At 70.8% G+C, this 24,365-nt stretch carries 22 protein-coding genes; 13 read left to right on the top strand and 9 right to left on the bottom strand.

Annotation, left to right across the window (positions count from 1 at the left end; all coding sequences use genetic code 11):
• Positions 1-77: 77 nt before the first annotated feature.
• Positions 78-1,874: a peptide ABC transporter substrate-binding protein gene (locus tag ITJ69_RS11850; protein WP_194672849.1), complete on the bottom strand. Its 1,797-nt coding sequence runs from the start codon at positions 1,872-1,874 to the stop codon at positions 78-80.
• Between the two features lie 216 nt (positions 1,875-2,090).
• Here ITJ69_RS11850 and ITJ69_RS11855 point away from each other — a divergent pair, with 216 nt between their 5' ends.
• From ITJ69_RS11855 to ITJ69_RS11865, 3 genes are read left to right on the top strand one after another with little or no spacing between them, the layout of a single operon-like run.
• Positions 2,091-3,275, top strand: coding sequence for an ROK family protein (locus tag ITJ69_RS11855; protein ID WP_111085915.1), 1,185 nt, complete (start codon positions 2,091-2,093; stop codon positions 3,273-3,275).
• Positions 3,268-4,833 carry a M81 family metallopeptidase gene (locus ITJ69_RS11860; protein WP_207895506.1) on the top strand — a complete coding sequence of 522 codons (1,566 nt, stop codon included), beginning with the start codon at positions 3,268-3,270 and terminating at the stop codon, positions 4,831-4,833. Before ITJ69_RS11855 ends, ITJ69_RS11860 begins: the two co-directional genes overlap by 8 nt.
• Positions 4,830-5,570 carry a copper homeostasis protein CutC gene (locus tag ITJ69_RS11865; RefSeq protein ID WP_131844874.1) on the top strand — a complete coding sequence of 247 codons (741 nt, stop codon included), beginning with the start codon at positions 4,830-4,832 and terminating at the stop codon, positions 5,568-5,570. Before ITJ69_RS11860 ends, ITJ69_RS11865 begins: the two co-directional genes overlap by 4 nt.
• An 11-nt stretch (positions 5,571-5,581) precedes the next feature.
• Here the strand turns inward: ITJ69_RS11865 and ITJ69_RS11870 are convergent, their stop codons facing one another.
• From ITJ69_RS11870 to ITJ69_RS11895, 6 genes are all read right to left on the bottom strand, one after another.
• Entirely contained in the window at positions 5,582-6,121 is a 540-nt protein-coding gene (locus ITJ69_RS11870; protein ID WP_194672850.1) for a hypothetical protein, read from the bottom strand.
• 2 nt (positions 6,122-6,123) lie between these two features.
• A complete protein-coding gene (locus ITJ69_RS11875) occupies positions 6,124-7,251 on the bottom strand; it encodes an XRE family transcriptional regulator (RefSeq protein WP_194672851.1) in 1,128 nt (375 codons plus the stop codon).
• Between the two features lie 136 nt (positions 7,252-7,387).
• The gene (locus ITJ69_RS11880; RefSeq protein WP_131844876.1) at positions 7,388-8,728 is read right to left on the bottom strand and encodes an ABC transporter substrate-binding protein; all 1,341 of its coding nucleotides are present in this window, start codon (positions 8,726-8,728) and stop codon (positions 7,388-7,390) included.
• A gap of 64 nt (positions 8,729-8,792) precedes the next feature.
• Positions 8,793-9,743, bottom strand: coding sequence for a carbohydrate ABC transporter permease (locus ITJ69_RS11885; protein WP_243648935.1), 951 nt, complete (start codon positions 9,741-9,743; stop codon positions 8,793-8,795).
• Positions 9,740-10,651, bottom strand: a complete 912-nt coding sequence (locus ITJ69_RS11890) for a carbohydrate ABC transporter permease (RefSeq protein ID WP_123294575.1) — start codon at positions 10,649-10,651, stop codon at positions 9,740-9,742. The genes ITJ69_RS11885 and ITJ69_RS11890 overlap by 4 nt, the downstream gene beginning before the upstream one ends.
• Positions 10,648-12,681 (bottom strand): beta-galactosidase, encoded by a 2,034-nt coding sequence (locus tag ITJ69_RS11895; protein ID WP_123294574.1) that lies wholly within the window; start codon positions 12,679-12,681, stop codon positions 10,648-10,650. The genes ITJ69_RS11890 and ITJ69_RS11895 overlap by 4 nt, the downstream gene beginning before the upstream one ends.
• 216 nt (positions 12,682-12,897) lie before the next feature.
• On the opposite strand from ITJ69_RS11895, the gene ITJ69_RS11900 reads away from it, so the two are divergent.
• The 4 genes from ITJ69_RS11900 (at position 12,898) to ITJ69_RS11915 (ending at position 17,336) form a co-directional block, all read left to right on the top strand.
• Positions 12,898-13,920 (top strand): LacI family DNA-binding transcriptional regulator, encoded by a 1,023-nt coding sequence (locus ITJ69_RS11900; protein ID WP_194648979.1) that lies wholly within the window; start codon positions 12,898-12,900, stop codon positions 13,918-13,920.
• Between the two features lie 80 nt (positions 13,921-14,000).
• Complete coding sequence (locus ITJ69_RS11905; RefSeq protein ID WP_194672852.1) at positions 14,001-15,020, top strand: Gfo/Idh/MocA family protein; 1,020 nt, start codon at positions 14,001-14,003, stop codon at positions 15,018-15,020.
• A complete protein-coding gene (locus ITJ69_RS11910; protein WP_323743088.1) occupies positions 15,017-16,045 on the top strand; it encodes a Gfo/Idh/MocA family oxidoreductase in 1,029 nt (342 codons plus the stop codon). The genes ITJ69_RS11905 and ITJ69_RS11910 overlap by 4 nt, the downstream gene beginning before the upstream one ends.
• Before the next feature lie 49 nt (positions 16,046-16,094).
• Positions 16,095-17,336, top strand: a complete 1,242-nt coding sequence (locus ITJ69_RS11915) for an MFS transporter (protein WP_194672853.1) — start codon at positions 16,095-16,097, stop codon at positions 17,334-17,336.
• Between the two features lie 15 nt (positions 17,337-17,351).
• On the opposite strand, the gene aztA is transcribed toward ITJ69_RS11915, so the two are convergent.
• The gene (gene aztA / locus ITJ69_RS11920; RefSeq protein WP_323743089.1) at positions 17,352-17,984 is read right to left on the bottom strand and encodes a zinc ABC transporter ATP-binding protein AztA; all 633 of its coding nucleotides are present in this window, start codon (positions 17,982-17,984) and stop codon (positions 17,352-17,354) included.
• A gap of 50 nt (positions 17,985-18,034) precedes the next feature.
• On the opposite strand from aztA, the gene aztB reads away from it, so the two are divergent.
• From aztB to ITJ69_RS11940, 4 genes are read left to right on the top strand one after another with little or no spacing between them, the layout of a single operon-like run.
• Complete coding sequence (aztB, locus tag ITJ69_RS11925) at positions 18,035-18,937, top strand: zinc ABC transporter permease AztB (protein WP_323743090.1); 903 nt, start codon at positions 18,035-18,037, stop codon at positions 18,935-18,937.
• On the top strand, positions 18,934-20,154 hold the full coding sequence (locus ITJ69_RS11930) for an ABC transporter (protein ID WP_194672854.1): 1,221 nt from the start codon (positions 18,934-18,936) through the stop codon (positions 20,152-20,154). Before aztB ends, ITJ69_RS11930 begins: the two co-directional genes overlap by 4 nt.
• Positions 20,151-21,080, top strand: coding sequence for a metal ABC transporter substrate-binding protein (locus tag ITJ69_RS11935; RefSeq protein WP_323743091.1), 930 nt, complete (start codon positions 20,151-20,153; stop codon positions 21,078-21,080). The genes ITJ69_RS11930 and ITJ69_RS11935 overlap by 4 nt, the downstream gene beginning before the upstream one ends.
• Before the next feature lie 26 nt (positions 21,081-21,106).
• A complete protein-coding gene (locus ITJ69_RS11940; protein ID WP_194672855.1) occupies positions 21,107-22,288 on the top strand; it encodes a hypothetical protein in 1,182 nt (393 codons plus the stop codon).
• A 79-nt stretch (positions 22,289-22,367) separates the two neighbouring features.
• Here the strand turns inward: ITJ69_RS11940 and ITJ69_RS11945 are convergent, their stop codons facing one another.
• The gene (locus ITJ69_RS11945) at positions 22,368-22,724 is read right to left on the bottom strand and encodes a VOC family protein (RefSeq protein WP_194672856.1); all 357 of its coding nucleotides are present in this window, start codon (positions 22,722-22,724) and stop codon (positions 22,368-22,370) included.
• Positions 22,725-22,901: 177 nt separating this feature from the next.
• Here ITJ69_RS11945 and ITJ69_RS11950 point away from each other — a divergent pair, with 177 nt between their 5' ends.
• Both ITJ69_RS11950 and ITJ69_RS11955 read left to right on the top strand, forming a co-directional pair.
• Positions 22,902-23,360 (top strand): DUF4383 domain-containing protein, encoded by a 459-nt coding sequence (locus ITJ69_RS11950; RefSeq protein WP_131880995.1) that lies wholly within the window; start codon positions 22,902-22,904, stop codon positions 23,358-23,360.
• 152 nt (positions 23,361-23,512) lie between these two features.
• Positions 23,513-24,334, top strand: coding sequence for an aldo/keto reductase (locus ITJ69_RS11955; RefSeq protein ID WP_194672857.1), 822 nt, complete (start codon positions 23,513-23,515; stop codon positions 24,332-24,334).
• Positions 24,335-24,365: the final 31 nt, after the last annotated feature.

Genomic DNA, 24,365 nt, shown 5'->3' on the forward strand with positions numbered 1-24,365 from the left:
GGGTTGTTGCGTCGGAGCGGACGGGAGGCGCGGTGCGCGTCGGGCGCACACCGCGCCTTCCGTCCGTGGTCACGTTCCTACTTGGTCCACTTCCACTGGGCCGGGTGGAAGTTGGCGAGCGAGTCCTGGTCGAACCCGGACAGGCCCTTCTTGACGACCGAGATCTGGTAGTCGGGGCTCGGCAGCCAGATCACCGGCAGGTCCTTCGCGACCGCGGCGCTGTAGTCCTGCACGGCGGTGGCGTCGGTCGAGGTGGTGGTCGCGTCGATGAGGTCGTCGACCTGCTTGTTCGAGTAGCTGCCGAAGTTCGCCGAACCCCCGGTCGAGAAGAGCGACTCACCGGTCGGGTAGGCCGGGAAGTACCAGCTGCCCGCGGTGCCGAAGAACGACAGGTCCCAGTCGCAGCTGGCCTCGTCGCTCGTGCAGGTCGGGGTCTGCGAGAGCACGCTCGACACCGGCGCGGTCTTGATGGTGAAGCCGATGCCGGTCTTCGCGAGCGAGGACTGGATCGCGCTCATCATGTTGTCGGTCACGGTCGAGCCGGACTGCGACAGGACACCCATGGTGAACTTCGTGCCGTTCTTCACGCCCTCACCGCACTGGCTGTCGGACGTGCCGGGGTCGGTGCAGACCATCGTGCCGCCCTGCTCCTCCCAGCCGTGGCTGGTCAGCAGGTCCTTGGCCTTCGACGTGCTGAACGGGTACGGGTTGTCCTTCTGCACGTCGGAGACGTAGTCGGACTCCTGCGCCTGCGGGATCGGGCCGTAGGTCGAGGTGGCGGTGCCGTTGAAGACGACCTTCGACAGGGACTTCTGGTCGATCGACATCTGCACGGCCTGGCGGGCGTACAGCTGCTTGAAGACGGCGCCCATGTCCGGGTTGTTGAAGTTGTACGGCATGTACGTGATGGCCCAGCCGGTCCACGGCTCGACCTCGTAGCCCTTCGCCGTGAACGAGGACTCCTGGTCCATGTCCGTGGCGTTGATGTAGCCGTAGTCGACCTCGCCGGAGCGGACCGCGTTCACCTCGGCGTCGGCCGTCGTGAACGGCAGCAGGTTGACGGTCGTGATCGAGGGCTTCTCGCCGCCGTCGTACTTCGTGTTCGCGGTGAGGGTGACCTTGCCGGCGGTGGTGAACGCCTTCACGCCGTAGGGACCGGAGATGGTCTTCCACAGGTCGTCGGTGGCGTAGTCGGAGATCTTGCCGGCCGCGGTGTTCAGGTACTTCCAGACCTGCTTCGCGCCGGCGGTGGTCTCGTCGGCGTCGGTGACCTTGGCGCTCGCGCTCGTCTTGTCCCAGGCGTGCTGCGGCAGCGGGATGATGTGGCTCAGCTGGTTGGCGAGCATCCAGTCCGAGTTGTACGCCTTGTCGAACGTGATCGTGAAGTGGGTGTCGTCGACGGTCTTGAACGAGGTCCAGTTGTCCGGCGCCTTGCCCTTCGAGTACGAGCCCCACTGGTCCTTGTTCGCCTTGATCAGGTTGAACCAGAACTCGACGTCGCGGCTCGTGATCGCCTCGCCGTCGGACCAGTGCCGGTCACCGAGGGTGATCTCGACGCTCTTGCCGTCGTCGGCGAACTCCGCGTCCGTGGCGACGGACCCGTCCTTGTTCCACGCGATCTTGCCGGTGGAGCCGTCGTACGCGACGAGCGGCTCGTACAGCGACTGCGCGATGGAGCCGTTGTTCGTGTTGAGGTGCGCGGCGGTGCCGATCGGCAGGATCCAGTTGGGCGTGAAGTTCGCGGGAAGGGCGTAGTTGATCTCGTCCGGATTCGCGTTCGAGGTGGCGGAACCGCCCCCGGAACATCCGGCGAGCAGGGCGCTCACGGCGATCGCTGCTCCGGTGAGGAGCGCCCAGCGGCGGGGCTTGGTCATGTGTGTCTCCTGGTGCGTGGGAGTTCTGGGGAGGTGGAGCACGCGTGCCGAGCGGCACGGACACAGTCAATGGCCAAAGCCGTTGGAAAAACAAACATCTTCGTGTAAAAACTGCGTTTCTGCCGTTTGGACGAAAGGGTGAACGGGCCGTTCCGCCGGTTAGGCTCCGGGTGTTCGGTCGGTTCGACCGTCGTTTCCCCCGGATTGGAGAAAGTCGTGACGGACCTCTCTGCTCGCGTCCTCGAACTCGTCGCGTCGGGTCAGGCCGCGAGTCGCACCGAGATCGCCACACTGCTCGGCGCCGCTCCGTCGACGGTGTCGCACGTCGTCACCCAGCTGCTGTCGCACGGGCTGCTCGCAGAAGAGGGCACCGACGTCTCGACCGGCGGGCGTCCCCGCAAGGTCCTCCGCATCGGCGGCGTCGACGAGTACGCGGTCGCCGCGGACGTCGGCGGCGGGCACGCGCGGGTCGGGATCGTGCTGCCGGGAGGCGCGCTCGAGTCGGTCGCGAACGTCCCGTTCGCACTCTCCGACGGTCCGACCGCCGGCCTGCAGCGACTGGCCGGCCTGCTCGAGCGGCTCGCCGACGACCGTGGCCGCGCCGGTCTACGCGGGGTCGGGCTCAGCCTGCCCGGTCCCGTCGACGTCGAGGCCGGTGTCGTCGACCTGCCGAGCCGGATGCCGGGCTGGAACGGGTTCCCGGTGGCCGCCTGGCTGTCCGACCGCTTCGGCCTGCCGGCGATCGTCGACAACGACGCGAACTGCATGGCCGCCGGCGAGCAGAGCGTGCAGCCTCCGGGACGCCGGCAGACCATCACGATCAAGGCCGGATCGGCGATCGGCGCGGGCATCGTCATCGACGGCCGCCTGTACCGCGGGTCCACGGGTTCGGCCGGGGACATCACCCACGTGCGGATCGACGCCGCCGGTGACACCCCCTGCTCGTGCGGGAACACCGGGTGCCTCGAGACCGTCGCGTCCGGAGCTGCCCTGGTGCGGATCCTGTCGGGCGCCGGGGTCGACGTCTCCTCGACCGCCGACGTCGTCCGACTCGCCTCGGACGCCCACCCCGAGGCCACCCGTGCCGTGCGCCTGGCCGGTCGGTACCTCGGCGAGGTGCTCGCGGCCAACGTGAACTTCTTCAACCCGGACGCCGTCTACCTGGGCGGCATCCTCTCCACCCTCGACCCGTTCATCGCGGCCGTGCGCAGTCAGCTCTACGAGAGCTGCCACCCGCTCATGACGCAGCACCTGGCGATCGAGCCGGTGTCGCTCGGTGCCGATGCCGGGCTCGTCGGTGCCGGGCAGTTCGCACTGCAGCGGGGCCTCGCCGCGTCGCTCGAGGAGCTGTCCACCCCCATCCCGCAGTCCACCACCAGGAACAGGAGCGTCCGTGTCTGAGACCGTGCCCGCCACCCCCGCCGTCCCCGCCGTCCCCGCCGGTGCCCGTCGTCCGGTCGTCGCCATCGCCGGACTGGCCATCGAGACGTCGACCTTCACCCCCACCCGCACCCACGCACCGGCGTTCCACCCAGACCGTGGCGACGAGGTCGTGGCGCGGTACCCGTTCCTGTCCGCGATGTCGGACGCGGCGGACTTCCGCGGGGCGCTCATCGGGCACGCGCTGCCCGGCGGCATCGTGGACCGGGCGTCGTACGAGGAGCTCGCGGCCGAGATCGTCACGCGACTGCGCGCGATCGTCGACGCCGAGCACGTGGACGGCCTCTGGTACGACATCCACGGCGCGATGGTCGTCGAGGGCCTCGACGACGCCGAGGCGGACCTGCTCGGCCGGATCCGTGCGGTGATCGGCCCGGACGTCATCGTGTCGGCGTCGATGGACCTGCACGGCAACGTCACGCGCGAGCTCGCCCACCAGGTCGACCTCGTCACCTGCTACCGGATGGCCCCGCACGAGGACGCCATGGAGACCAAGGAACGTGCCGTCCGGAACCTGGTCGACGTGCTCACCGCGCGTCCTGCCGGAGCGCAGCGCCCCGTGAAGGCCTGGATCCCGATCCCCGTCCTGCTGCCCGGCGAGCAGACCTCGACCCGCCTCGAACCCGCCGCCTCGCTGTACGCCCAGGTGCCGCTCGTCGAGCAGACCGACGGCGTGCTCGACGCCGCGATCTGGGTCGGCTACGCCTGGGCGGACCAGCCCCGCGACCAGGCCGTCACCGTCGTCACCGGGTGGGACGAGGCCGCCGTCGCCGCCGGGGCCGAGCGCCTCGCCCGTGCCTTCTGGGACGTCCGCGAGGACTTCGTCTTCGTCGCACCCACCGGCACGTTCGACGAGTGCCTGGCCGCCGCGCTCGCGCCCGGCGCCGCACACCCCTACTTCGTGTCCGACTCCGGCGACAACCCCACCGCGGGCGGCTCCGGCGACATGACCTGGGGTCTGACACAGGTGCTCGCGAACCCGGCCTTCGCGAGCGCCGACGGCCCCACCCTGATCTACGCGAGCGTCCCCGGCGCCGCCGCCGTGGCGACCGCGGTCGAGGCCGGTGTGGGTGCGACCGTCACGGTGACCGCCGGTGCGTCGGTCGATGCCGTGCACGCCGGACCGATCACCATGACCGGGCGGGTCCACGCGGTCAAGCACGGCGACCGCGACGCCGAGACCGAGGTCGTGCTGCAGGTCGGCAGCGTCTTCGCGATCCTGACGAAGCTCCGGAAGCCGTACCACCACGAGCACGACTTCACCGACCTCGACCTGGCACCGCGGCAGGCCGACGTCGTCGTGGTGAAGATCGGGTACCTCGAGCCGGAGCTGTTCGACATGGCCGCCGACTGGATGCTCGCGCTCACCCCGGGTGGTGTCGACCAGGACCTGCTCCGCCTCGGGCACCACAGGATCGAGCGGCCGATGTTCCCCTACGATCGAGTGTTCCCCGAGGCCCCGGACCTGACCGCCAGGATCATCCCGGCCTCGGACCAGCCACTCGGAGCCTCTGCATGACCCCTTCGCCCGTTGCACTCGAGATCGCGGTCACCTCGCCGCAGGGTGCGGTCGTCGCACGGGACGGCGGGGCCGACCGGGTCGAGCTCTGCGTCGGGCTCGAGCTCGGCGGGCTGACCCCGTCCCAGGCCCTGGTCGAGACGACCCACGAGACCGGGATCCCGGCGCACGCGCTGGTCCGGTGCCGCCCCGGCGGGTTCGTGCACACCCCCGACGAGGTCGAGCTCATGGTGCGCGAGGTCCGGACGGTCCTGCGCTCCGGTGCCGCCGGTGTCGTCGTCGGTGCGCTGCGCCCGGACCGGACCCTCGACGAGGACGCCCTGCGCCGCTTCGTCGACGCCGCCCGCTCGGTCAGCACGACCGCCGAGATCACCCTGCACCGGGCGATCGACCACGCGGTGGACCCCGTCGCCGCAGCAGCCACGCTCGCCGCCCTCGGGTTCACCCGCGTGCTGACCTCCGGCGGCGCTCCCACCGCCGGAGCCGGCGCTGCCACGATCGCGCGAATGGTCGACGCCGCCGGGCCGGTGCAGGTCATGGCCGGTGCCGGTGTCACCCCGGCCGACATCCCGGCGCTCGTCGCGACCGGTGCCGCCGCCGTGCACCTGTCGGCCAAGCGTGCCGCGCCGGACAGCGCCCACGCCGGGGTCCCGATGGGCGGCGCCGACGACGGTTCCGCGCACTTCGTCACCGATGCCGAGGTCGTGACGGCCGCGCGACGCGCCCTCGACGCCTGACACTGGTCCGATCACGACAGGTCGCGGGAGGACGTCGGCATCCTGAGGATCGGCCGATCGGCCTGCTCGATCGCGACGGCGATCGTGTAAGCCCGCTGCGCCGTCACCTCACCGAACGCGACGAGTTCCTCGAGGACAGCACGCGTGTCTCGAGTGACGATGCCCCTGCGCCCGGCCACTCTGAGCGACCCGCCGTCCTCACTCATCCAGACGCTTCCCGCGAACTCCGCGCGGGTCCGGAGCAGGTGGAGCGTCTGACTCTCACCGAGGTGTTCGAGGGGCTTCTCGTCGCCACCGCCGAAGCGAGCCGTGCGCACCGCTTCGATCTGCAGCTGATCGACTACATCGCGGAACTCGATCGCCGGACCGAACCAGTCGTGGAGGTCCAGCCGGGCGAGGTTCGGAACATGGGCTGTGGAACGCTCGATCTCGAACGCAACGGCTTCCACAACCCTCCCTGCACCGTGGAGGCTGGCACGCAAGAGGTCGAGTTCGTCGACGGCAGCGAAGTTGCAGATCAGCGAGTTGTCCGGAAACCAGTGGAGCGCCACGATCAGTTCTCGGTCATGCCGGCTTCTGGGACCGGTGTCGATCCGTCGTCCAGCGCGAAGAACTCCTCGGCATCCTGCGGTGCCCACCCAAGGAGCGTCGCGACGGGCTTCACCGTCGTGTCGCCGTCGCGGTAGGCATCGAGGGCAGCGTTGACGAGCAGCCAACTCGGACGTGGCTCCCCCGCAGCGTGCGACAGGTCGACGTACTCGGCCGCTTTCCCGAGCCGCATGTAGATCGAGCGAGCGCGCAGGCCGATCAGACCTGCTCGGTCGGTCTCGCCGATGTGCTTCTCGTTGAAGAGCCGCCATGCCATCGACTCGGGCGAGAGCTGGAAGTGCCCGACCAGCTCCGGGAACGCCGCTGCCGTCGAGCGCCCGCCGATCGCCGCGCTGAGTTCGTCCGCGGGGGCGAGGAATGCCGCGGCGAAGCTGTTCGCGCGCCGCTCGACGTTCGAGCGCGCCGTCCCCATTCGTTCCTGGAGCATGCCCTGACGAGCATCACCGAAGGCGATGTGCGCGAGTTCGTGCGCGAGCGTGAACCGCTGACGCAGGGGCCGGTCGGTGGTCGCGAGGAGGATCACCCGGCAGTGCGCGTCCTCGTACGAGAGACCGTCGATCCCCTCCGGCAGGTCGGTGACGACGACCATCACGCCGAAGACGCGTTCGATGGCCGAGATGAGATCGTGCGTCGACAGGCCGCCGAGCGGTCGACCGATCGCCGCGACGAAGCGACGCGCGAGCTCAGCCGCCTCGACCGTGTACCAGCTCGACCGTTGGGCGAGCTGCGGGAGCTCAGGCAGGACCAACGGGCGGTCGACCGCTGCGAGGCCACGAACGCCAGTGGCGAGGAGTTCGACCGTCCTCGCCCCCGCTTCGTCATCGACACCAGCGAGCCGGGCGCGCTGGGCGAACACCGGTCGGAACGGCTCACGTCCAGTGATCAGCCAATCGACGCTGCGACGGCCCACGTCGGCGATCCTGGCCAGTTCAAGGGAGGAGAACCGTCGCCGACCCGAGAGCGACTTCGAGAGTTTGCTCGCGTCGATGCCGATGGAGGCTGCGAAGTCCGCTCGCCCGAGGTCGACCGATGTGATGACGGCTTCGACACGTTGTTCCAGGGATCCGGCCATGTCGCTAGCGTACTTGCGATTATCGCAAACGGCAGCACATCACATGCCGCGCTTGCCAGCGTGACCGAGCAACGGACGGGAGGCACGGTGCCAGCTGGCACCGTGCCTCCCGTCCGCCGTCAGCGCGTCAGCGCTGTCAGCCCTTGACCGGGATCGACTGCGCCTTGAGCGCCGCCACCGTCTTGGACTGCCCGGACTCGAGTGCCTCGAGCAGCGTGCCGTCACCGGACGCCGCCGAGCCGAAACCGTCGGAGACGTCCGAGTAGGTCTGCGTCATCGTCGGACCCCAGGTGAAGGGCTGGATGTCCTTCGCCGCGGTCGCGAACTCCTCGTAGATCTTCTGGTTGCCGTAGAACGGGAGTCCCTCGGTCAGCGCGGGGAGCTCGGCACCGGTGGAGGACGCCGGGTAGAGGTTGGCCTCCTTGTTCAGTGCGGACAGCGCCTCGGTCGATGTGTTCAGCCAGACCAGGAACTTCGACGCCTCGGCGGGGTGCTCGCTGCCGGCGAAGACGACGTTCGACGAACCGCCCCAGGCGGCCGACTTCGACTCGCCCTCGCTCCACTGCGGCATCGGCGCGACGGCCCACTTGCCGGAGGTCGACGGCGCACCGCTCGAGATGGTGTTCGCACCCCAGACGGCGGAGACCCAGGTCCAGTCCTGGCCGCTGTCGTACGCGGCGTTCCACTGGTCGGTGAAGCTCGGCAGGGTGTTGACGAGCTTCTTGTCGATCAGGTCCTGCCAGTAGTCAGCGACCTTCTTCGACTTCGCGTCGGTCAGGTCGACCTTCCACGAGTCACCCGAGTTCGCGAACCACTGGCCGCCGGCCTGTGACACGAGCCCGGCGAACTGGTTGACGTCACCCTTGGCGAAGTTCGTGATGTTGCCGCCGAGCGCCTTGATCTTGACGGCGTCCTCGGCGTACTCCTCCCACGTCTTCGGGGCGTCGAGCCCGGCCTTCTCGAACAGGTCCTTGCGGTAGTACAGCGCCATCGGACCGGAGTCCTGCGGCACGGCGTAGACGGACTTCGACTCGCCGAAGGTGACCTGGTTCCAGAGGCCGTCGGAGAAGTCCTTCTTCGCCGCCGAGATGCCGGAGCACGCACCGATGTCCTCGAGGCCGCCCTGCACCCGGAAGGCCGGCAGGGTGTCGTACTCGACCTGGCCGATGTCCGGCGCCTGCTTTGCCTTGAGCTGGTTGAAGAAGTTCTGGTACGTCCCGCTGTTGCCGTTCGCGACGATCGAGGTCTTCACCTGGATGTCCGGGTTCGCCTTGTTCCAGATGGCGACGACCTTGTCCATGTTCGGCACCCAGGTCGTGAAGTCGAGCGTGACCTTGCCGCTCGAGGGCTTGCAGCTCGCGGCTGCGGTGTCGGAGGAACCGCCGCCGCTGCCGCTGCCGCCGGCGCTGCAGCCGGCGAGGGCGACGGTCGCGGCGACCGCCAGGGCGGCGACGCTGAGGAACTTCGTTGTCTTCATGCTGTTTCCGTTCGGGATGTGGTGTGGCGAGGGCTGGTGTGCGGAGGGAGTGCTGGTCGGGTGGCTACTTCAGACCGCCGGACCCGAGGCCGGAGCGCCAGAAGCGCTGCAGGCTCAGGAACGCGATGAGCAGCGGGATGATCGAGACGAACGACCCGATGAGCACGAGAGTGCGCAGGTCGGGGTACTGGTTCACGCTCGAGTTCCACGTGTAGAGGCCGAGCGTGACGGGGAACAGCGACGAGTCGCGGAGCATCACGAGCGGCAGGAAGAAGTTGTTCCAGACGGCGACGAACTGGAACAGGAAGATCGTCACGAGCGCCGGCGACATGAGCCGGACGGCGACGGTGAAGAACGTGCGGACCTCGCCGGAGCCGTCGATGCGCGCGGCCTCGATGATCTCGTCGGGCACGCTCGACGCCGCGAACAACCGCGACAGGTAGACGCCGAACGGGCTGACGATGCTCGGCAGGAACACCGACCAGAACGTGTCGGTCAGGTCGACCTGGCTGAAGATGAGGAACAGCGGCAGGGCGAGCGCCGTGGCCGGCACGAGGACGCCGCCGAGGAACGTGTTGAACAGCGCCTCACGCCCACGGAACCGGTACTTGGCCAGGGCGTACCCGCACATCGCCGACAGCACGGTGCCGAGCAGCCCGGCGACACCGGCGTAGGCGATGCTGTTGAGCAGCCAGCGCAGGTAGATGCCGTCCTGCCGGGTGAACAGCTCGGCGAGGTTCGCGAAGAAGTCCTGCACCGAGGTCGCGCTGAACCACAGCGAGAACGTGGTGTTGAAGTTCGCGGCCGTCTTGGTCGACGAGACCAGCAGCCAGAAGATCGGCAGCAGGAAGTACAGGGTGAAGACACCCATCACGATCATCGCGGCGCTGCGCGAGATGACGCTCTCCCGCGGCCCGCGTGCACCGTGCTGGTGCGGACGGGAGGCCCGGTTCGGCTCGAGCGGTCGGCCCGCGTCGCGCACGGTGTCGCCCGGGGTGGGTGCGTGGACGGTCACTGGGCGGCCTTCCGCTGGGTCAGTCGGAGGAACCCGATCGACAGGATGAACGTGGCGAGGGCGAGGACGACCGAGAACGCGGCCGCCAGGTTGAAGTTCGGCACCGACGAGGTCGAGTAGACGAGCATGTTGGGCGTGAACGTCGACGAGATCGTCGAGGTGAACTGCCGGAAGACGGTCGGCTCGGTCAGCAGCTGCAGCGTCCCGATCACCGAGAACACCGCGGTCAGCACGATCGCCGGCACGACCAGGGGGATCTTGATCGACAGCGCGATCCGGAGCTGCGAGGCCCCGTCGAGCTTGGCGGCCTCGTATATCTCGGCCGGGATCGCCAACAACGACGAGTAGATGATGAGCATGTTGTAGCCGACGAAGACCCAGGTCACGACGTTCGCGACGGCCCAGAGCACGGTGCCGGACCCCAGGAAGTCGACCTTCGAGGTCACGGCGGAGAACGGCGACAGGTCCGGGGCGTAGAGGTAGCCCCACATGATCGCGGCGATGACACCGGGGACCGCGTACGGCGCGAAGAAGGCCAGGCGGAAGAACCGCTTGCCACGCAGCAGCGGGGAGTCGAGCAGCAGCGCGAACAGGAGCGCGAGCCCGAGCATCACGGGGACCTGCACGACACCGAACAGCAGCACGCGGAGCACCGAGTCCCAGAACGCGCTGTTCTGGAACACGAGCGCGTACTGGCTCAGCCCGCCGAACACCTGTGTCGGGGCGCCGAACGTGCCCTGGCGCTCGATCTTCTGCAGCGACTGCCACACGGCGTACAGGATCGGGACGAGGTAGAACGCGGTGAACAGCAGGGCGAACGGGACCACGAAGATCGCGATCGCCAGGCGGTAGCGGGAGCCCCCGCCCCGACGACGGACGGCGCGGGGCCGCTGGGTGGTGGTGGTCATGATCGGTTCCTGTCGGTGCGGATGATCTGGGTGCTGCCGGCGTCGAGGACGGTGACGCCGTCGACGGGTCGGTCGGTGACGAGCTCGTGGCCCGTGACGGTGTGCGAGGCGGGCTGGTCGGAGTGGTTGAGCAGGAACACCCACTCGTGCTGGTCGTCGCGGCGCCGGACGACCTCGACACCCGGTGCGGTCGCGGGATCCGGGGAGACGCCGGCCTCGGCGAGCACGCGGCGGAGCAGGTCGCGCAGCGCGTCGGCCTCGAGCACGGTGGACGTGTACCAGGCGGATCCGGCGCCGTGGTCGTTGCGGGTGACCGCGGCGGAGCCGGCGAGCGGGCCCTCGGCGTACTCGACGACGCTCGTGGCGCCGCGCAGCGCGACGGGCTCCGACCACACGGTGCCGGTGGTGCCGTCGGACAGCGCGATCGCCTGGTCCGCGGCGAGCGGCAGGAACTCGTCGACCCGGATGCCGAGCAGGTCGCGGAAGGCGCCGGGGTAGCCGCCGGTGCGGACCCGGTCGCGTTCGTCGACGATCCCGCTGAAGAAGGTGACGACCGCGTGGCCACCGGCGGCGACGTGGTCGGCGATCACGGCGGCGTGCTCGTCGCGCACCAGGTAGAGCTCGGGGACGACGACCGCGGCGTAGCCGTCGAGCGGGGCGCCCGGCGCGACGACGTCGACCGTGACCCCGAGGTCCCGGAGCGCGGCGTGGAACGCGTGCACCTGCTGCAGGTACCGGAGCGCAGTGGTGGGGTGGGCCTCCAGGTCGGCGGCCCACTGGGTCTCCCAGCTGAAGACGAGCGCGACCTCGGCGACGACCCGGGATCCGCGCAGTTCGCCGAGCCGCTCGACGAGCGACCCGAGGGCGACGACCTCGCGCCAGGTGCGCGAATCGGTGCCGGCGTGCGGCAGCAGTGCGGAGTGGAACTTCTCGGAGCCCTGCACCGACGCGCGCCACTGGAAGAAGCAGACGCCGTCCGCGCCCCGGGCGATGTGCGCGACGGTGTCCTGCAGCATCTGGCCCGGTGCCTTCGCGACGTTGTGCGGCTGCCAGTTCACGGCGCCGGTCGAGTGCTCCATCAGCAGCCACGGGGCTCCGCCGGCGAGTCCGCGGGTGGTGTCCGCGGCGAAGGCGAGCTCGGCGTGCGGGCGGGGCAGGCGGTGGTCGAGGTAGTGGTCGTTCGCGATGACGTCCATGTCGGCCGTCCACGACCAGTAGTCGAGCGCGGTGATGTGCGCGGCGACCATGAAGTTCGTGGTGACGGGCTTGTCGCTCAGTTCGCGCAGCACGGCGGCCTCGGCACGGTGGTGGCCGAGGAGTTCGTCGGACGAGAACCGGTCGAAGTCGATGGTCTGCGCGGGGTTCGTGGACGACAGCGTCGCGCGGGGCGGCAGCACCTGCTCCCACGCCGAGTACCGCTGGCTCCAGAACGAGGTGCCCCACGCGGCGTTCAGTTCGTCGACGGTGCCGTAGCGGGCACGGAGCCAGCCACGGAACGCCTCGGCCGAGACGTCGCAGAAGCAGTGCGCGTTGTGGCAGCCGAGCTCGTTCGACACGTGCCAGAGCTTGACCGCGGGGTGGTCGCCGTAGCGCTCCGCCGTGGCGCGGACCAGGGCGAGGGCGTGCTCGCGGTACACCGGGGAGCTCGGGCAGAACGCCTGGCGACCGCCGGGCCAGCGGGTGGTGCCGTCGGCGACGACCGGCAGCACCTCGGGGTGCAGCGTGGTGAGCCACGGCGGGGTCGAGGCGGTGCCGGTGCCGAGGTCGACGCCGATGCCCGCGCCGTGCAGCAGCTCGATGACGGTGTCGAGTGCGGTGAAGTCGTACTCGCCCTGGCGAGGCTCGACGTGCGACCAGCCGAAGACGTTGATCGCGACCAGGTTCACCCCGGCCTCGCGCATCAGCCGGACGTCCTCGACCCAGACCGCAGGGTCCCACTGCTCGGGGTTGTAGTCGCACCCGAAGGCGAGCCCGGTCGAGCCGAGCCCGAGCGCCCCGGTGGCGGGCGTCGGCAGGGTGGTCGTGGTCACGTCGGGGTCCTCGCTGATCGGGGCGACCGCTGCCGCTCCGGTCGTTGACGACCCCTTCGACGGCGAAGGTCACCCAGGTTCTGGGAGCGCTCCCAGTCCAGTCGGATCGAACGGATTCGGATCGTTCTGGGAGCGCTCCCAGAGTGAACACCAGAAGCGGACCGCTGTCAACAAGACGCGTGCTGGAGCCCGTCGCGGGACGGATATGGTTGCCGCATGTCCGAGGTCCGAACCGCACGCCAGCGCGCCACGATCCAGGACGTCGCCGACGAATCAGGACTCTCCCGGGGCACCGTCTCACGGGTCCTGAACGACGAACCGTACGTGTCGCCCGAAGCCCGCGAAGCCGTGCAGGCAGCCGTCCGGCGCGTCGGCTACGTCCGCAGCGCGGCGGCCCGGAGCCTGGTCACCCGGCGCTCCGGAGCGATCGCCCTGATCGTGCACGAGCCGTCGGTCCAGGTGCTCGACGACCCGAACATCGGCAACATCCTGATCGGCACCAACACGGTGTTGTCGCAGGCCGACCAGCAGCTCGTCACGATCATGGTCGACTCGGCCCGCGACAACGAGCGCGTCGTCGAGTACCTGCGCGGCGGGTTCGTCGACGGTGCCATCGTGCTGTCCGCCCGCGACGGCGACCCGATCACCCGGGCGATCGAGGAGATCGGCATGCCGGCGTGCTTCGTCGGCCACCCGTCCGACGCCGCGAACATCTCGTACATCGGCATCGACAACCGCGCGGCCGCCGAGCAGATCACCCGGCGCCTGGTCGCCACCGGCCGGAAGCGGATCGGCATGCTCGCGTCCGGGCTCGACCGCGACTCGGGGCAGGACCGACTGGCCGGCTTCACCGCGGCCCTCGGCGAACGCTTCGACCCGGAGCTGGTGGCCCGGAACCCGCTGTTCAGCTACACCGCAGGCGCCGAGGGCATGCGTGAGCTCCTCGACCGGGCCCCCGACCTCGACGGGGTGTTCGCCGCCTCGGACGCCGTGGCCGCCGGCGCGATGGACGTCCTGCAGCGCAGCGGCCGGTCGGTCCCCGGTGACGTCGGCGTCGTCGGCTTCGACGACAGCGCCTGGGCACTGCGTTGCGACCCGCCGCTGTCGACGGTCCGACAACCCGCGCACACTCTCGGCGAGAGCGCGGCGCAGCAGGTGCTCGCGCAGATCGCCGGGTCCGACGAGGGGCCCCACGGACTCATCCTGCCGACCGAGGTGGTCTGGCGCGGGTCAGCCTGAGCACCACCCTCCGACCCCGGCTCGGTAGCATGGCCCGGTCCCCGTCACCGTCGACCGGCCCACCCCGCGAAGGAGCCCCGATGCCCCCGACCCCTCCCCGGATCGGCCTCGTCGGCGCCGGCGGCATCGCCCACGCGCACATGCCCGGCCTGCTCCGCCTCGGCCCGGTCGTCGTGTACGCGCAGGACGGTGCGCAAGACCTGGCCGCCGCGTTCGCCCCAGCCGCAGCCGCCGCGGGCGCGTCGATCACCGTCGTCGACTCGCTCGACGATCTGTTCGCGGTCGTCGACGTCGTGGACGTGGTGACGCCGACCTTCGCCCACGCCGAGGTCGTGCGCGCCGCCCTCGCCGCCGGCAAGGACGTCGTGTCGGAGAAGCCGCTCGCCCGGACCGACGCCGACGCTGCCGACCTGGTGGCCCGTGCGCAGGACGCCGGCCGACAGCTCTTCCCGGCCCACGTGGTGCGCTTCTTCCCCGCCTACGTGCGCCTGCACGACGCCGTCACCACGGGCCTCCTGGGCGACTTGGCCGTCCTGCGGTTCGTGCGCTCCGGGGCCTTCCCGACCCGCACCGCGTGGTTCGCCGACCGGGCGCTGTCCGGCGGCATCGTGATGGACCAGATGATCCACGACCTCGACATCGCGCGGTGGGTCGCCGGACCCGTCACCACGGTGTCGGCGGTCGGCGTCCGTGCCGGCACCGAGGCCGAGCCGGTGGAGGCAGCACACGTCCTGCTCACGCACGAGTCCGGGGCGATCAGCCACGTCGCCGGGATCTGGGGACCGCAGCACCTCGCGTTCTCGACCGAGTACTCGGTGACGGGCACGCACGGCAGCCTGGCGCACCGGTCGCTCGACGAACAGGACTACGTCGCCGACCTCGCGGTGCCCGACGCCGCGGACGGCTTCCTGCCCGAGGTCGACCCCGCCGACGACCCGTACGGGCTCGAGCTCGCCGAGTTCCTCGGGGCGTTCGCCGGCGGTTCCGCTCCGCGGGTGACGGCTGCGGACGGCGCCGAGGCGGTCCGGATCGCGAACGCGGCACTCGAGTCGATGGACACCGGGCAGCCGGTGTCCCTGACGACGGGGGCTCGCGCGTGACCGCCCTGAAGATCGCCGTGATGTCGTTCGCCCACACCCACGCGATCGGCTACCTCACCGCCCTCGCCGCGATGCCCGGGGTCGAGGTCCGCGGTGCCGACCCGGGCGGCGTCAGCACGGGCGAGACGGTCGTCGAGCTGCGCGGCCGCGACCTGGCCGACGAGCTCGGGGTCGACTACGCGGAGACGTACGACGAGCTGCTCGCCTGGGGCCCGGACGCCGTCGTCGTCACGAGCGAGAACGCCCGGCACCGCGAGCTCGTCGAGGCCGCCGCCACCGCCGGTGCACACGTCCTGTGCGAGAAGCCGCTCGCGACCACGTGGGAGGACGGCCTCGCGATCCGCGACGCCGTCGAGGCAGCGGGCGTCGTGCTCATGGTGGCGTTCCCGGTGCGGTTCACCTCGGCGTTCGACAAGCTCCGTGCGGCGCACGACTCCGGAGCGCTCGGGCAGCTGTTCTCGGTCCGTGGCGCGAACAACGGCATGCTCCCCCTGACCCGGTCGTGGTTCACCGAGCCGGAGCTGTCCGGCGGCGGCGCGATCGTCGACCACGTCGTGCACATCGCGGACCTGCTCGAGGGCCTGATGGGGTCGGCACCCGTCACCGTGACCGCGGTGGCGAACCGCACGCTGCACGCGGCCCGGGCACAGGCGGAGACCGCCGGACTCGTCACGATCACGTACGCGAACGGCGTCGTCGCCGCGATCGACTGCTCGTGGAGCAAGCCGGACACCTCGGCGGTGTGGGGCGGACTGACGCTCGACGTCGCCGGGACGGGCGGCACGGTGTCGCTCGACTTCTTCGGGGCGGCTGCTCGCGGGATCGTCGCGGAGACCGGGCTGCCGATCGAGTCCCGTTACGGCGCCGACCCCGATGCCGCGATGCTCCGGACGTTCGTCGACGCCGTCCGGGCGGGCGTGCAGCCGCAGCCGGACGTGCACGTCGGGCTGCGGACCCTGTCGATCGTGCTCGCGGCGCAGGAGTCGGTGGTGTCGGGCCGCACCGTGCCGGTACCCGCCGAGTAGCGACACGACACGCGGGAATGGCCCGCGACCGGCACTGCTTGACGAACCCATGACCTCGTCAGCAGAGCGCCGCGGGTGGCTCGGTGTCACGTCCGTCGCACTCGGATCCTTCGTCCTCGTGCTCTCCGAGTTCCTGCCGATCGGACTCCTGCCCGCCATCGCCGCCGACCTCGACGTCGGGATCGGCACGGCCGGGCTCATGGTCGTCGCCACCGGGCTGGTCGGTGCCGTCGCGGCGCCGGTCGTCACGGTCCTGACCTCGCGCGTGGACCGCCGTGTCGTGCTCGTCTCGCTGACCGTGCTGCTCGTCGTGGCCGACGGGCTCGCGGCGATCGCGCCCTCGTTCGGTGTGCTGCTCGTGGCGCGCATGCTTCTGGGCGTCGGCATCGGCGGGTTCTGGGCGATCGGCGCCGGCATCGCTGGTCGACTGGTCCGGCCGGCCGCCACGATCCGGGCGACCTCGCTCATCACCGCGGGCGTCTCGGTCGCGACGGTCGTGAGCCTGCCGCTCGGCGCCCTCGTGTCGTCGCTCGCCACCTGGCGGCTCGCGTTCGTCATCGGCGGTGTGCTCGGTCTGGTCGCGCTCGTCCTGCAGCTCGCGATGCTGCCGCGCATCCCCGCGCAGCAGCAGGTCCGGTTCGCGACGCTCGTCTCGCTGCTCCGCGTCCCCCGTGCCCGTGTCGGTCTGATCGCCGCCGCGTTCCTGTTCGCCGCACAGTTCGCCGCGTACACGTACATCGCGCCGTACCTGCAGGACCTGGTCGGGGTCGGCCCGGACACCGTCACGCTCGCGCTCCTGGTGTTCGGCGTCGCGGGGATCGTCGGGAACTTCGCCGCCGGCTTCACCCTGGGACGGAGCGTGCTCGGGACGATCAGCGTGTCGAAGGTCACCCTCGCGGTCGCCGTGGTCCTGCTCCCCCTGCTCGCGCACTCCGTCGTCGGGGTGTTCGTGCTGCTCGTGGTGTGGGGGCTGGTCTGGGGCGCGTTGCCGCTCGGCATGCAGACGTGGATGTCCACGGCCTCGCCCGCCGGGTCCGAGACCGGGCTCGCGCTGTTCGTCACGACCATCCAGCTCGCGATCGCCGCGGGGTCGGTGCTCGGCGGCGCAGCGGTGTCGTCGTTCGGACTCGCCGCGGACTTCTGGTTGTCCGGAGGGGTCGCCGTCGTGGGCGCGATCGTGCTCGTCTCCCTCGGGCTGCGCCGCTCGAGCGCAGCGCCGGTCGCCGACGAGGCTCCGGCACCCGTTCCGGTGACGACCTCGACGGGTTCCGTCGCCGTCGCCTGCCCCTGACCGCCGCCCGCGCCGTCAGAGCGCGGGGAGGGTGACCACGGCGTCGGCTGCGGCGATCGCCACCGGATCGTGTGCGGCGTGCACGACCACCACGCCGTCGGCAGCCTCGGCGGCGAGCGCCGCCACCACGAGCGCCGCGGACGCCGCGTCGACGCCGGCCGTCGGTTCGTCGACGAGCAGCACCCGCGCCCGCTGCGCCAGCCCGAGTGCCACGAGCGTGCGCTGCCGCTGGCCGCCGGACAACGCGTCGAGCGGGCGGTCGGCCAGGTCCGCGATCGCCATCCGCTCGAGCTGCGCGTCGACGACGACGCGGTCGTCGCGTCCGAGCGGACGCCACCAGGCCCGGTGACGCCACCGCCCCATCGCGACGGTCGCGCGGACCGTGAGCGGGAGCGTGGTCGGCGGGACGGACTGGCTCACGTGGGCGACGCCGTCGGACGGGAGGCCCGTGATGCGCCCGGCGGTCGGCCGCAGCACGCCAGCCACCACGTCGAGCAGCGTCGACTTGCCGGATCCGTTGGGTCCGGTCAGCGCGGTGACCCGGCCGGCCGGGAAGGCCGCGTCGAGGCCGTCGAGGACGGTCCGCTCCCCGCGCAGGGCGGTCACCCGCTCGAGGCGGACGGCTGGTCGCGTGTCGACTGCTGGCACCTGAACACGCTATCAGTATCGATAGTCGTTTTCATGTAGCGTCTCGGATCGTGACCTGGCTGACCGACCCCTTCACCGTCGACTTCATGGTGCGCGCCCTGACCGGCGGCGCCCTGGCCGCGGTCCTGTGCGCCGTCGTCGGCACGTGGGTGCTCGTGCGCGGGATGGCGTTCCTGGGCGAGGCGCTGTCGCACGGCATGCTGCCCGGCGTCGCGATCGCAGCGCTCACCGGAGTCCCCGCAGTGCTCGGCGCCGCCGTGAGTGCCGGGGTGATGGTGTTCGGCGTCGGGGCGCTGCGACGGCGCGGTGGCCTGTCCTACGACACCTCGATCGGGCTGCTCTTCGTCGGGATGCTCGCGCTCGGGGTCATCATCGTCTCGGCGTCACGGTCCTTCGCCACCGACGTCACCGCGATCCTGTTCGGCGACGTGCTGGCCGTCACCCGCGCCGACCTCGGCGGCCTGGCGATCGCGGTCGCCGTCGCCCTGCTCGTTGCGGCCGTGTTCCACCGACCGTTCACGGCGCTGGCCTTCGACGTCAGCAAGGCCGCGACGCTCGGCCTGCACCCCCGCCTCGCCGAGGTGGTCCTCATCGGCCTGGTCACGCTCGCCGTCGTCGCCTCGTACCGCGCGGTCGGCACCCTGCTGGTCGTCGGGCTCCTGCTCGCACCGGCCGCCGCGGCCCGCGCCTGGACGAAGCACGTCGCCTCGACGATGCTCCTCGGCGCGGTGCTCGGCGTCGCCGCCGTCCTGGTCGGCCTGCTCGTCTCGTGGCACGCCGGCACCGCCGCCGGCGCGAGTATCGCGGCCGTCGCCGTCGCCGGGGTCGCCCTGTCCCGCGCCACCGCCGCCGTCGTCCGCGGGGTCGCGCGCACCACCGCACGGAGCGACGCACACCCCGTCGACCACCCCGTCGAACACCCCGTCCGAGCACCAGCACGAGAGGCACCATGAACCACGACCCGACCACCGACCGCCCACGCACACGACTCCCGCGACTCCTGGGAGCCCTGGGCCTGACGACCGGCCTCGCGCTGACGGCCACTGCGTGCTCCACCGCGTCGACACCGCCGGCCGACGACGCCAGCGCGACCACGGCCCCGCACGGCTGGGTGGCGGGCGCGACCGAGTCCCAGGAACCCCAGCTGGGCCTCCTGGCCGTCTCCGCGACCGGCGAGACAGCGTTGCACGACCTGCTCACCGGCGAGACCACCGACCTGGACCGCGTCGGCGCAGCCGAGCACTCCGCGACCGACGGTCGGTTCCTGGTGACGAGCGACGGCGACCGCACCACGGTCGTCGACGGGGGCTCCTGGACCGTCGACCACGGCGACCACACGCACTACTACGCCGCCGAGCCGCGCGTCGTCGGGACGCTCGAGGGCGGCGGTCCGGTCCAGGTGCACTCGTCGGAGACGATGACCACGATCGCCTGGCCGGAGCGCGGCGAGGCGGTGGTGCTCGACCGCGCAGCACTCGGGCAGGGCGAGCTCGACGAGACCGCACGACTCGACGCGACCGTGCTGCTGCCGCTCGGCGAGCACCTGGTGGCTGCCGAGGGCGACACCGTCCGCGTCCTCGATGCCGACGGAGAGCAGACCGGGTCGACCGGGTCGACCAGCGCCGGACAGGCCTGCACCGACCCCGCTGGTGGGATCGTCACCCGCGCCGGCGCCGTGGTGGGCTGCGCTGACGGAGCGGTCGTCGTCGACGATGCCGGTGCGACCTCGTTCGTCGCACTGCCGGACGACGCCGAGCGTCCGACCGCCTTCGCCGCACGGGCCGGCCGCCCCACGGTCGCCGGACTCGCGGGCGACACCGGCTTCTGGTTGCTCGACGTCCGACAGGGCTCCTGGCAGCACGTGCCGACCGAACGGCCGCTGCGTGCGGTGGTCGCCGTCGACGACCAGGACGAGCACGTGGTCGGGGTCGACGACGCCGGTCGGGTGGTCGTGGTGACCGCCTCGACCGGGAAGGTCGCGACGACCGACCCCTTGGTCGCCAGCGACACCGACACCACGCCGCTGCTGCAGCTCGACGCGCAGCGCGCCTACGTGGCCGACCCCACGGCCGCCGTCGTGCACGAGGTCGACTTCGCGGACGGCGCCCGCGTGGCCCGGACCATCGAACTCCCGTTCGCGCCTGTCGCGTTCGCCGAGGTGGGACTGTGAGCGGAATCACGCCTGTGCGGCGCACCGCGCGGGCGGTGGCGGTGGCCCTCGTCGCCACGGCCGTTGCCGTCACGACAGCCGGCTGCACCACGACCGCGTCGGACCGCCCGCTGGTCGCCGTGACGACGAACATCCTGGGCGACGTCGTGACCGAGGTCGTCGGCGACGGCGTCGACGTCATGGTGCTCATGCCCCCTGGCGGCGATCCGCACTCGTTCGAGGTGTCGGCGCAGCAGGCGGCGCGACTCCGGAGCGCAGACCTGGTGGTCGAGAACGGCCTCGGGCTCGAGGAAGGGGTGGCCCACCACGTCCGCGCCGCGGCCGACGACGGCGTGGCCGTCTTCACCGCCGGTGACGCGATCGACGCCCTGGAGTGGACTACCGACGACGACAGCGGCCCGGACCCGCACTTCTGGACGGACCCCGCGCGCATGGTCGACGTGGTCGAGGCCCTCGACGACGAGCTGGACGCCGTCGGCATCGACACTCCCGGCACCGAGGCCTACACCGACCGGCTCGATGCCCTCGACGACGACATGACCGCCGCGTTCGACACCATCCCTGCCGATCGCAAGGCCCTGGTGACGAACCACCACGTGTTCGGCTACCTCGCCGATCGCTACGGGTTCCGCGTGGTGGGCGCAGTGATCCCGAGCGGCACGACCCTGGCGTCCCCGAGCGCCGCCGACCTGCGTGACCTGGCGGACGCGATCGAGCAGGCGGGCGTCCCGACGATCTTCGCCGATGCCTCGCAACCCGCACGCCTGGCCGAGGTCCTGGCGGACGAGGTCGACGTGCAGGTGTCGATCCGCTCGCTGGCGACCGAGTCCCTGACCGAGGACGGCCCTGCGTCGACCTACCTCGGGATGATGCGCTCGAACACCGACTCGATCGTCGACGGCCTGACGCCTCCGATTTCTAGATGAGAATGAGAATCAGTACAGTGTTGTCCATGACCAGAACCAAGACCCTCCGCGCCGCAGCACTGCCGGCCGCGCTGCTCGGCACCGTTGCCCTGGCCCTGACCGGGTGCACCACGAACGCCGCCGACGCCGAGAGCAGCACCTCGGCCCCGAAGGCGGACAGCACCCGCATCACGCTGACCTACGACGGCGGCCTGCTCGTGCTCGACCGGGACCTGCAGGTCGTGGCCGATGACGCCATCGACGGCTTCACCCGCGTGAACCCCGCCGGCGACGGCCGCCACGTGCTCGTCACGGTGCCCGAGGGCTTCCGGGTGCTCGACACCGCAGCGGACCCGGCCCTCACCGACGCGGTCTTCCCGGCCGACACCGGTGGGCACGCCGTCGTGCACGGCGACCGCACCGCCCTGTTCGCCGACGGCACCGGCGACGTGACGACCTTCGACAACACCGACCTCGACGGCGACGCCCTGCCCGACGCCCGGACCACCGAGTCCGAGGCGGCGCACCACGGCGTCGCGATCGAGCTCGAGGACGGCACGCTCCTGACCACCATCGGCACCGAGGAGAGCCGGAGTGGCGTCCGAGCCCTGGACGCCGACGGCGAGGAACTCACCCGCTCCGAATCGTGCCCGGACGTGCACGGCGAAGGTGCGGTCCAGGACGAGGTCGCGGTCTTCGGCTGCACCGACGGCGCGCTCGTCTACGCCGACGGCGCGTTCGAGAAGCTCGACGCCCCGACCGAGTACGGCCGCACCGGCAACCTGTTCACCACGGACACGTCGTCGGTCGCGGTCGGTGACTACAACGACGACCCGGACAGCGAGGGCTACCTGCTCGACCAGATCGCCCTGATCGACGCGGCTTCGGGGAAGTACACCGTCGCGGACCTGCCCGACGGCGTCGGCTTCACGTTCCGCGACCTCGCACGCGGCCCCGGCGACGAAGCGGTGGTCCTCGGTGACGACGGCGCCCTGCACACCTTCGACGAGACCAGCGGGGAGCAGCTCGACTCGTTCCCCGTGATCGACGCGTGGGAGGGCCCGGCAGAGTGGCAGGACGCCCACCCCGCCGTGAAGGTCGCCGACGACATCGCCTACGTCACCGACCCCGCCGAGCGGAAGGTCCACGCCGTCGACCTGACCACCGGGAAGGTCGTCGCCTCCAGCGACGCGCTGCCGGGCGTGCCCAACGAGATCGCGGTCGCGTAACGCTCTCGACGGGACCGTATGACGGACGGGAGGCCCGTGGCGACACCGCCACGGGCCTCCCGTCCGTCCTGGGACCGCGTCAGCCCTGCGGCGGCGCGTAGAACTGCAGGTCGTTGCCCTCGCTGTCCTTGAACGGGACGATCTTGCCCCACGGATGCTCACTGATCTCGCCCTGCACGTCCGCACCACGCTCGCGGATGCTGGCCAGCTCGTCCTCGATCGACCCGTCCGGCTGGAACGTGATGACCGCTCCCCCGCCGCTCGACGAGCTCGCCGGCTCGCGGCCGTTCAGGCCGATCATCAGGCCGTTCGCGTCGATCTCGCTCCAGTCGTCGGACTCGTCCGTGACCGTCAGACCGAGGGTGTCGCGGTAGAACGCGACCGCCCGCTGCATGTCGGTGACCGGTACCCATACCGCTGCGACTCCGCTTGCCATGGTGCTGCCTTCCGTCGGTGTTGCCGTGCTGCGGAGCGTAGGCAGCACGCGATGCGCACCGACTCAGCGGTCCCTCGTGCGTTCGGAAATCGGATGACACCTGCAATCCGACTGCGCATCGGCCTCGAATGCCCTGTGCGTCACATCCGCGACGCGTACGAGATGAGAGGTCCCACCATGACCAGCAACGCAGCAACCGCTCGCAACCGCACCGGCTCGACGTGGACCCAGAAGGGTGCGCTCCTCTTCGGTGTCGTCTTCCTGATCGTCGGCATCGCCGGCTTCATCCCCGGACTCACGATGGACATGGGCTCGATGTCGATGGCCGGTCACGGCTCCATGGCCCTGCTCCTGGGCCTGTTCCAGGTGTCGGTCCTGCACAACATCGTGCACCTGCTCTTCGGCATCGTCGGACTCATCGCAGCCCGTTCGGCGTCGGGCGCGCGCCTCTACCTGGTCGTCGGCGGCATCGTCTACGCGGTCCTGTTCGTCTACGGCCTGTTCACGGCCGGCATGGCGGACCCCGCGAACTTCGTCCCCCTGAACAGCGCGGACAACGTCCTGCACGCGTTCCTGGCCGTCGCGATGATCGTCCTCGGCTTCGTGCTGCCGCGCGTCGGCGCGCGCACGCGCTGACAGTCGTCCGTCGTCTGACGCGTTCGCGCCCCCTGGCGGGCATCGCGCCCATGTGAGTCGGGGCGCGATGCCCGTTCCGGGGCGCGTTGCGCGGCGGCCCAGCGTTGCGTCCCGTGACCGCCCCCGGAACCGAGCGGCGTACTGTCCGCAACATGCCCGCACTCACCGACACGTTCACCCTGTCCAACGGCCTGCACATCCCGAAGATCGGCTTCGGCACCTGGCAGATCCCGTCCGGCGACGACGCCTACGACGCCACGAAGACCGCCCTGGACGCCGGCTACCGCCACATCGACACCGCCCTGGCCTACGGCAACGAGGCGAGCGTCGGCCAGGCCATCCGTGACAGCGCCGTCCCCCGCGACGAGGTCTTCGTCACGACGAAGCTGCCCGCCGAGATCAAGACCGCCGACGGCGCCCGTGAGGCCTTCGAGACCTCGAGCCGCAACCTCGACGTCGGCGTCATCGACCTGTACCTCGTGCACGCACCGTGGCCCTGGGACGCCATCGGCTCCGACCACCGCGACGGCAACGTCGAGGTGTGGAAGGTGCTGGAAGAGGTCTACGACGCCGGGAGGACCCGCTCGATCGGTGTCTCGAACTTCGCCGTCGCCGACCTCGAGGACCTGCTCGGCCGCACCGACGTCGTCCCGCACGCCAACCAGATCCGTTGGTTCATCGGCAACACCCAGGACGAGACCACCGCGTTCGACCGCGAGCACGACATCCTGACCGAGGGCTACTCGCCGCTCGCCACCGGCGGCCTGCTCGAGAACACGCAGATCGCCGAGATCGCGGCGAAGTACGACAAGACCGTCGCCCAGGTCGCGATCCGCTACCTGCTCGAGAAGGACGTCCTGCCGCTGCCGAAGTCCACGACCCCGTCGCGCATCGCCGCGAACGCCGACGTCGACTTCGTGCTCTCCGCCGAGGACGTGGCCGCGCTCGACGCACTCGAGGACACCACGAACTGACGCGGCCCCACATCCGGCGACACGGGAACAC

Origin of the sequence: Curtobacterium sp. VKM Ac-2887 (assembly GCF_015350935.1) — a bacterium.
Taxonomy (GTDB): domain Bacteria; phylum Actinomycetota; class Actinomycetes; order Actinomycetales; family Microbacteriaceae; genus Curtobacterium.